This window comes from Rhizobium sp. P1_E1, from assembly GCF_056406015.1.
The window spans coordinates 1-5,388 of record NZ_JBFUAY010000264.1 but is presented as its reverse complement, the minus strand read 5'-3'; the positions used below and the strand labels follow the sequence as shown (position 1 = coordinate 5,388).

Below are 5,388 nucleotides of genomic sequence, written 5' to 3'. Positions count from 1 at the left end.
GGTCACGCGTCGCATGCGCCTGCCCTACCCCGGCATTCTGGCTGCCGCCGGCGTCGCCGTGGCGATGTTGCCAGGGGCGCCGACGATTCCGATCGATCCTCCGACGGCGCTCGCCCTGTTCATTGCGCCCGTCCTTGTCGATTCGGCCTATGACTTCCCGGTGGGGGCGGCGCGGCGCATGCTGCTGCCGCTGTTCTTCTATGCGGTCGTCGCCGTTCTCGTCACGACAGGCGTGGTCGTGTCGATCAGCATGCTGACCGTCGGGCTTCCGATTGCGGTCGCGGTTACACTTGGCGCAATTGTTTCGCCGCCCGATGCCGCGGCCGCCACGGCAGTCCTTTCCAATTTGCCCGTCGCCCGCCGTGTGGATGCCCTGCTCAAGGGAGAAAGCCTGTTCAACGACGCGACCGCACTGCTGCTTTTCGGCGCTGCGCTGACTGTCCAGGCGCGTGGTGGGCTGGATGTCGGGACGGCACTTCAGGTGGGGATCGCCGCACCTGGAGGGATCCTGTTCGGCATCGTCTTCGGCTTTTTTGTCTCGCGGCTTCGGCCGATAACCGAGAACACGGTCGGCGGGACCCTGCTTCAATTCGTCTACGCTTTTTCGACCTGGCTGATCGCCGAACATCTGCATCTGTCGGCTGTCCTTGCCACAGTGGCGAGCGCAATGACGCTCGCCACGCTCTCTTCGGTCAGGGATTCACCGCGGATGCGGGTACATTCCTTCGCCGTCTGGACGACCGTCGTCTTCCTGCTGAACGTGGTGGCTTTCCTGCTGATGGGCCTGCAGGCGCGCCGCATCCTTGAGGCGATGTCGGCTGAAGAGCTGCAGCGGGCGATGGGATTTGCCGTCATCGTGGTGGTCGGCGTGATCCTGGCGCGCATGGCGATGGCTTTCCTGCTTCACGCCGTCGTCGCTTCTCGTCACCGAAGCGGCCATGAATTGGCGCCTTTCACGTCCGGGGAGACCTTCCTGGTGGGTTGGGCCGGTATGCGTGGCCTCGTTACGCTGGCGACGGCCTTCGCGCTCCCCGCCGACTTTCCCGAGCGAGACCTGGTCGTGCTCACAGCCTTCGCGGTGGTGCTCGCAACCCTGGTTATTCAAGGGGCGACCTTGGCTCCAATGATCCATCTCCTGAAACTCGGTCGGCAGGCAGAAGTCCGTGATGAACTCAAGGTGGCCCGAAGATCGCTCGCCGAAGCCGCCTTTCAGCGGCTTGAGAAGGAAGACGGCACTGAGGCCGAAGCGATCCGGACGATCTGTAGGGACCATTGGACCGCGTCAACCGAGGCAAACAAGGCTTCGGCGCTCGATCGCCGCCGCGACCTGACGATCGCCGCCGTTCTCGCCCAGCGCCAGCGCCTCGAGGAATTGCGCGACACAGATCAGATCGGCGCGACGCAATATCTCGAGCTGCAGGAGGACCTGGACTGGAAGCAGCTCTCCGTCGGCTCGGATGAGGATCGCCGCATCACAGAAAGCTAGAGCCGATAAGGCATCACACAGTGCTGCTCCGTCAGCCCAGCCTCTCAAATGAGGCGGGACGCATCACTCGATATCCTTCAGCGCATCGAGTGGGCCGGTCAGCGCCGTGCGCGGTGGGACGAGGGTCGGCCGCACCAGATGCGTGATTGGCGGGCCGCGGTCTGCATCAAGGATCGCAAACCCCTTGGTGATCATCGCCTCGCTGTCCTGCCGGATCATGAAGACGGGGAAAGGCAGGAAGGAGCCAAAGGGATCGTAGTCGTAGCAGCCAACGATGATGTCGGCGAAGGTCTCATGCGGGTGCAGCGCGAGGAAGCGCATCAGCCCTTCGAGATTGATCGAGGAATTGACGAAAAATGTGCGCGGCAGCTTTCCGTGGCCTTCGTAGAAGGCTTCAAAGGCACGCGCCGTCATGGCCGGGGAATAGCCGGTCGGCTGGATGCAGACATCCGGATCCGCGCCCAGAAGTGCGCGCTTTACGTCGCGGAAACCGCGAATTCGCTCGTGGCTGGCGTGGTCGTTGCGGCCGCCGAACAGGTACAGATCGTCAGGTGAAAGCGGGCCATCCTCCTGCGCGCGTTCGATGATCGCCTGCGTCAGCATGCGCGCACCTTCATAATTGTCGCTGATGACCGACGGCGCCAGCGTGCCCGGCAGATCGATGTTGACGTGCTTCAGCCCTGCCTTTTCGCAGACCTTGTGTACGCCATMCGGATCGGTTGCGCCGGCGATGAAAAGTTCGTCGATCGAATAGGAGATCAGTGTCTCGACGACCTGGCGCTCCTCGTCCGGATCGCGACAGGCGCTGACGACGAGGGGGCACTGGCCGCGGCTTCTGACCTGTGCCTCGAAAGATTGCGCCATGGAGGAGAAATAGCGGTTGTCGTGCACCGGCAGCAGAAGACCGACGAGGCCGGAGCGGGACGAACGCAGGCCGCGGGCCTGCAGATTTGCCGTATATCCGTGCTCGTTCGCCAGGTTCTGAATGAGTTGGGCCGTCGCCTCCTTGATACGCCTCTTCCGCCAGCTTCCGTTCAGCACGGCGCTTACGGTAGAAGCCGACGCACCCGATAGGATCGAGAGATCGTAGATTGTCGCCTTCTTCTTGCTGATGTCTGCCATATCTCGCCTTTTCCGCTGTCGTTCCCTTAGAAACAAACCCCTCTTGACGAAAGCCCTACCTTGATCGATAGTCATTGCACCATCGATTGTGCAAAAAAGAAAGATCGATTGCGCAAAAATGGTTCGCCGGAGGAGGCGGGATGGGAGGCAAGGGTGTTCCCTCGCCAAGAAGCAACCAGGAACAACCTGCCGCAAAGCGGCCGGTGGTCGTCGTTCGCCATGAGCGACCTTGAGGAGGAGTGAAGATGAGGAGACTTATCATAGCGGCAATTGCCGCATCGCTGTCGCTTGCCGGGGCGGTGGTCGCGTTTGCGCAGGACGCACCGAAGGTCGGCGTTGTCGTCAAGATCGGCGGCATTCCATGGTTCAATGCGATGGAAGCCGGCATCAAGGAACAGGGCAAGAAACTCGGCGTCGATGCCTTCATGATCGGCCCGACCAGCGCCGACCCGGCGCTGCAGGTGCGCGCCATCGAAGACCTGATCGCCCAGGGCGTCAAGGTCATCGGTGTGGTGCCGAACGATGCCAAGGTGCTCGAGCCCGTGCTCACCAAGGCGCAAGCCGCCGGCATCAAGGTCATTACGCATGAATCGCCCTCGCAGAAGGGCGCCGACTGGAATTTCGAACTCGCATCGTCGACCGGTTTTGGTGAGGCGCATGGCAAGCTGCTCGCCGAAAAGATGGGCGGCAAGGGCGAATATGCCGTCTTCGTCGGCTCGCTGACCGTTCCGCTGCACAATGCCTGGGCGGACGCCGCAATCGCCTATATCAAGGCGAATTATCCGGACATGAAACTCGTCGGCGACCGTTATGGCGTCGCAGAAGATGTCGACAAAAGCCGCTCGACGGCGCTTGATCTCATCGCTGCCCATCCGGATCTGAAAGGCTTCCTCGCCTTCGGCAGCCAGGGCCCGATCGGCGCGGGGCGCGCTGTCGAAGAACGCCGCAAGACGGGCAAAATCTTCGTGCTCGGCCCGTTCTCGCCCGGCCAGGGCCAGAAGCTGATCAAGTCCGACGCGATATCGGGCGGCTTCATGTGGAATCCGAAGCAGGCCGGCGAAGTCTTCGTCACGCTCGCCGATCGCCTGATCAAGGGCGAGAGCATCAAGGAAGGTGATGACATTCCGGGTCTCGGCGTGATCAAGCCTGTTGGTAACGACATCATCGTCGATCAGCTGCTGCCGATCAACAAGGATACGGTCGACGACCTGGCCGCAATGGGCCTCTGAAGAGGCCCCCTCCCCGGGTGTCGGGCCGGTCGATACGGACCGGCCCGGCGTTCGGGAAAAGAGCGATATCCGACCATGGCTGGACCATTGACCTTTCATGGCATTCGACTGGACAGGCAACCGGCATGAGCATGGCAACGGATGATGGTGTGAAGGCCCAGCCGCTTCTTTCGCTTCGCGGCATCAACATGACATTCGGCGGTGTGAAGGCGCTGAAAAACGTCTCCTTCGAAGTCCTGCCCGGCGAGGTGCATTGCTTGGCCGGCGAGAATGGTTCCGGCAAGAGCACCCTTATCAAGGTGATATCAGGCGTCTATCGGCCTGCAGACGGCGCCGAGATCGTCTTCGACGGTGAGACGATATCCCTCATGACGCCTGGCATGGCCCAGTCCCGCGGCATCCAGATCATCTGGCAGGACCTCGCGCTCTTTCCGGAAATGAGCGTGGCCGAAAACATCGCCTTCCAGACCCTTTCCGGTTCGCGCCCGCGCTTCGTCAATTATGCCGCGATCCGCGGAACAGCCGAGGAGGCACTCGCCCGGCTCGGCATTACCCTCGACGTCGACAGGCCTCTCAAGGACTTCGCCATCGCGCAGCGTCAGATCGTCGCCATCGCCCGCGCGCTGGTCGGAGAGGCCCGCATCGTCTTCATGGACGAGCCGACCGCCTCGCTCACCCAGTCTGAGACCGATCATCTGCTGGCGATCGTGCGCACGCTGTCGGCTTCGGGCGTTGCCGTGGTCTTCGTCAGCCATCGCCTTGCGGAAGTGCTGGAAATTTCCTCGCGCATCACGGTGCTGCGCGATGGTGCGCTGGTCGGTGTCTATCCGGTGGAAGGCATGACCCAGTCTAAGATCACCGAGCTGATGACCGGGCGCACCTTCGACCAGAATGTTCGCGCCCGCGACCTGTCGCACAACCCGGTCCTGCTTTCTGTAAGCAAGCTTTCCCGGCCTGGCGAGTTCGAGGACATCTCCTTCGATCTGCGCCGTGGCGAGACCCTCGGAATCACCGGCCTGCTCGGCTCCGGGCGCACCGAACTCGCGCTCACGCTGTTCGGCATGCGCCGGCCCGCCGCCGGAACGATCGTGTTGGAGGGAAAGCCGGTGCGCTTTGCCTCCAACCGCGAGGCGATCACCTCAGGCGTCGCCTATCTCTCCGAAGACCGCCTTTCGCTCGGTCTCAACCAGCCGCAATCCATCGCCGACAATCTGGTCATGGCCTCCCTCAACCGTATCCTAGGCGGCCGGCTCATCTCGCCGGAAAAGAAGCGCTCGCTGGTCGCGCGCTGGATCGCCGATCTCGGCGTCAGGATCGGCAAGCAGGACGATGCGATCTCGACGCTTTCGGGCGGCAACCAGCAGCGCGTCGCGATCGCCAAATGGCTCGCCACCGATCCAAAGATGCTGATCCTCGATGCGCCCACGGTCGGCGTCGATGTCGGCGCGCGCGCCGGCATCTTCGAAATCGTTGCACGCCTCGCCGAGGCGGGGCTGGCGATCATCCTGATTTCGGACGAGGTGCCGGAGGTCTATTTCAACGCCGATCGGA

4 protein-coding genes are annotated in these 5,388 nt (G+C 62.5%); 3 read left to right on the top strand and 1 reads right to left on the bottom strand.

All coding sequences use genetic code 11. The annotated features are described in order from the left end of the window. Nucleotides 1–1,486: cation:proton antiporter (locus AC1D1Z_RS33525; RefSeq protein ID WP_477853139.1), on the top strand; the 1,486-nt coding region annotated here is incomplete at its 5' end. Nucleotides 1,487–1,549: 63 nt separating this feature from the next. Here the strand turns inward: AC1D1Z_RS33525 and AC1D1Z_RS33520 are convergent. Next, on the bottom strand, nt 1,550–2,608 hold the full coding sequence (locus tag AC1D1Z_RS33520; RefSeq protein ID WP_477853137.1) for a LacI family DNA-binding transcriptional regulator: 1,059 nt from the start codon (nt 2,606–2,608) through the stop codon (nt 1,550–1,552). A gap of 245 nt (nt 2,609–2,853) precedes the next feature. Here AC1D1Z_RS33520 and AC1D1Z_RS33515 point away from each other — a divergent pair, with 245 nt between their 5' ends. Both AC1D1Z_RS33515 and AC1D1Z_RS33510 read left to right on the top strand, forming a co-directional pair. After that, nucleotides 2,854–3,837 (top strand): autoinducer 2 ABC transporter substrate-binding protein, encoded by a 984-nt coding sequence (locus AC1D1Z_RS33515; RefSeq protein ID WP_018245687.1) that lies wholly within the window; start codon nt 2,854–2,856, stop codon nt 3,835–3,837. 125 nt (nt 3,838–3,962) lie between these two features. Next, on the top strand, nt 3,963–5,388 hold a 1,426-nt coding region (locus tag AC1D1Z_RS33510), incomplete at its 3' end, for a sugar ABC transporter ATP-binding protein (RefSeq protein ID WP_477853136.1).